This is a genomic window from Saccharomonospora halophila 8 (assembly GCF_000383775.1).
GTDB lineage: Bacteria > Actinomycetota > Actinomycetes > Mycobacteriales > Pseudonocardiaceae > Saccharomonospora > Saccharomonospora halophila.
Genome location: NZ_KB912506.1, coordinates 154,686 through 156,889, shown reverse-complemented (window position 1 = coordinate 156,889; position 2,204 = coordinate 154,686). Strand labels below are relative to the sequence as shown.

The 2,204-nt window shown below is 72.0% G+C and carries 3 protein-coding genes; 2 read left to right on the top strand and 1 reads right to left on the bottom strand.

Features of this window, described 5'->3' with window-relative positions; all coding sequences use genetic code 11:
• Positions 1-554, bottom strand: a 554-nt coding sequence (locus tag SACHA_RS0106835) for a wax ester/triacylglycerol synthase domain-containing protein (protein WP_019808240.1), incomplete at its 3' end; no start/stop codon positions are given.
• A 74-nt stretch (positions 555-628) separates the two neighbouring features.
• On the opposite strand from SACHA_RS0106835, the gene SACHA_RS0106830 reads away from it, so the two are divergent.
• Both SACHA_RS0106830 and SACHA_RS20695 read left to right on the top strand, forming a co-directional pair.
• Entirely contained in the window at positions 629-1,645 is a 1,017-nt protein-coding gene (locus SACHA_RS0106830; RefSeq protein WP_019808239.1) for a glutathione S-transferase family protein, read from the top strand.
• Positions 1,646-1,666: 21 nt separating this feature from the next.
• Positions 1,667-2,204, top strand: a 538-nt coding sequence (locus tag SACHA_RS20695; protein WP_269634171.1) for a thiamine pyrophosphate-binding protein, incomplete at its 3' end; no start/stop codon positions are given.

Sequence of the window (2,204 nt, the reverse complement as noted above, 5' to 3'; positions counted from 1 at the left end):
GTCCGTGGGGCGCCGCCGCGACCACCCCCGCCGGTCGGGGGCGGGGCGCTCCACGGTGGCGGACAGTCCCGGGCGGAGGGGTCGTCGCTGAGGACGCTGCGGAGGTGGCGCAGCGCCGACACGCCGTCCATCAGCGCGTGGTGGATCTTGCTGTAGAGCGCGAACCGACCGTCCTCGAGGCCTTCGATCAGGTGGATCTCCCACAGCGGCCGGTGCCGGTCCAGCGGTGTGCTGTGCAGCCGGGAGGTCAGTTCCAGCAGCTCCCGGACCCGGCCGGGACCGGGCAGTGCGGAGTGCCGGAAGTGGTAGTCGAGGTCGAGTTCGGAATCCTCGGCCCAGGACAGGTATCCGCGGGTGCTCACCGGGTTCGCGGGTCGCCGCCGGAACACCCGGCGCGTGCGGGTGTGCCGGAGCAGCCCGGCACGCACCTCGCGCAGATGGTCGGGTGCGGCGTCGGCGGGCGGGGTGAACAGTTCGAGGCCCCCGACGTGCATCGGGTGTTCGCGGGTCTCGATCGCGAGGAACACCGAGTCGGTGATCGGCATCAACGTCATCGCGCCTCATTCCGCCGCCCCGACGACGTGGCGACCACGTCGTGGTGGCGAGTCTACGTAACTACGGTGGGTCCATGACGACGATTCCCACCGATCCGGACACCGGCGAGTTCCATCGCGCTCCGAACCACTTCACCGCCCGCATCACCGCCGACGGCCGGGACGGTTGGCCGGTCGAACCGGGCCGCTACCGCCTCGTGGTCAGCCGTGCGTGCCCGTGGGCGAGCCGCGGGCTGGTGGTGCGCCGGTTGCTCGGGTTGGAGGACGCGCTGTCCGTCGCCGTGGCCGACCCGATCCAGGACGAGAAGAGCTGGCGGTTCACTCTCGACCCGGACGGCCGCGACCCGGTTCTCGGCATCCGGTACCTCGCCGAGGCGTACCACGCGGCCGAACCGGACTACGACGGCGGAATCAGCGTGCCCGCGATCGTCGACGTACCCAGTGGCAGGCTGGTGACCAACGACTACCCGCGGATCACACTCGATCTGTCGACGGAGTGGACCGCGCACCACCGGCCGGGAGCCCCCGACCTGTATCCGGAACCGCTGCGCGACGAGATCGACGCGATCAACGGGCGGGTGCACGCGGACGTCAACGCCGCCGTGTACGAAGCGGGCTTCGCCACGACCCGGGCCGCCTACACCGACGCCTACGACCGGCTGTTCGCGTGCCTGGACGAGCTCTCCGACCGGCTGGCGCACCGCCGCTACCTCGTCGGTGACAGCCTCACCGAGGCCGACATCCGCCTGTTCACCACGCTCGTGCGTTTCGACGCCGTCTACCACGGCCACTTCAAGTGCAACCGGCACAAGCTCACCGAGCTGCCGGTGCTGTGGGCCTACGCCCGTGACCTGTTCCAGACCCCCGGCTTCGGCGACACGGTCGACTTCGACCACATCAAGCGGCACTACTACCAGGTGCACGAGCAGATCAACCCGACGCGGATCGTGCCGAAGGGACCCGACCTCACCGGCTGGACGAGCCCGCACGGCCGGGAGGAACTGGGCGGCAGACCGTTCGGGGACGGGACCCCGCCCGGGCCGCCGCCGGAGTCCGAGCGTCCGGGAGAGGCAGTGGTGACCGGGCCCTGAGCAAGATCGTATCCTCGCCCGGTGTCGTCGACCGGTGCGCGCAGCGTTGTGGCGACCCTGTCCGAGCTCGGGGTCGAGGTCACGTTCGGGCTGCCCGGTGTGCACACGCTCCCGCTGTGGGACGCGCTGGGGGAGTCCGACGTCGCCGTCGTGGGGGTGCGGCACGAACAGGCGGCCGGGCACGCCGCCGACGGTTTCGCCCGTGCCACCGGTGACCTCGGCGTCGCCCTGGTGACGACCGGCCCCGGCGCCGCGAACACCGTCACGGCGCTCGGGGAGGCCCTGGCGTCGGCGTCGCCGGTGCTGCTGATCGCCACCGAGGTACCGACCGACCTGCGAACCCCGGGCACGGTGCGGGGAAGCCTGCACGAGATGGCCGACCAGCGGGCGCTGTTCCGCCCGGTCACGAAGGCGGCGTTCGGTGTCGACCACCCCGCCGCGATCGCCGCGACACTGCGCCGGGCGGCCCGTGCGGCGCAGCGTCCGCAGAGCGGGCCCGTCTACGTCGGGATTCCCGCCGATCTCCTGCACCGTGATCCGGCGGCGCCGGATGCCGGCG

What these genes read in the sequence shown, in the direction of transcription:
- SACHA_RS0106830 (WP_019808239.1), top strand. Translation starts at nt 629, where the DNA reads ATGACGACGATTCCCACCGATCCGGACACCGGCGAGTTCCATCGCGCT.